Annotated in this window: 2 protein-coding genes; both read left to right on the forward strand. The window is 72.6% G+C overall.

Annotated elements, in window-relative coordinates; all coding sequences use genetic code 11:
* A partial coding sequence (locus DEIPI_RS29645) for a hypothetical protein (RefSeq protein WP_211238266.1) occupies positions 1–320 on the forward strand: 320 nt, incomplete at its 5' end.
* Between the two features lie 65 nt (positions 321–385).
* Positions 386–910: histidinol-phosphatase HisJ family protein (locus DEIPI_RS29650; RefSeq protein WP_157463556.1), on the forward strand; the 525-nt coding region annotated here is incomplete at its 3' end.

Here is a 910-nt window from a genome sequence, read left to right on the forward strand (position 1 = left end):
CCGGGACGAGCTTCGTGAGCAACCCCCGCCTCGCCGGGACCCTCGCGCCCGCCCTGCTCGGCCCGGACGCCGCCCGCTACGAGACGCCGCGCCTGTTCACCGCGCGCGGCCTCGCCACAAAGCTCGCGGACGCCTACGTCGTCCAGCTCACCTCCAACTACGCCGCCGCGGGCTTCCTCCAGGCAGGCACGCGTACCGTGAAGACCTCCACCGAGACGTGGACCCGCACGGACTTCACGAACGACGAGGGCCGCGCCATGGTCCTCTTCGTCAGCAAGCGGACCGACGGCGTGTACTTCCTGACGGCGGCGGGAAGGTAGGGAAAGCCCCCCGGGCGGGCCCACCCGCAGGGGCCCGCACCTTCGCCGTGCGGTACGCTTTCCCCATGAATCCGGCCCTCCTGTTCGACTCGCACATGCACACGCCGCTGTGCAGGCACGCCACGGGCACGCCGACCGAGTACGCCCTCGCCGCGGAGGCAGCGGGCCTCGCCGGGGTGACCTTCACGGACCACATGCCGATGCCCGCGTGGTACGACGCGCCGTGGCGGATGCGCCGCGACGAACTCGACCGCTACGTGGAGATGGTCCACGAGGCCCGCGAGGCCCTGGCGGGCCGCGTGGAGGTCCGCCTCGGCCTAGAGGCCGACTGGCACCCCGGCACCGAGCGCTGGCTGGAGGAGGTCCTCGCGGCGCACCCGTGGGACTACGTGATCGGCAGCGTGCACTACCTCGGCGCGTGGGGCTTCGACAACCCGGAGTTCGTGGACGAGTACGACCGCCGCGACCTCGCGGACCTCTACCGCGACTACTACGCCCTCGTGGAGGGCGCGGCCCGCTCGGGCCTGTTCGACGCGGTCGGGCACCTCGACCTGCCGAAGAAGTTCGGGCACGCGGACCCGAGCGGCGCG

The organism is Deinococcus pimensis DSM 21231, from assembly GCF_000519345.1.
Lineage (GTDB): Bacteria > Deinococcota > Deinococci > Deinococcales > Deinococcaceae > Deinococcus_A > Deinococcus_A pimensis.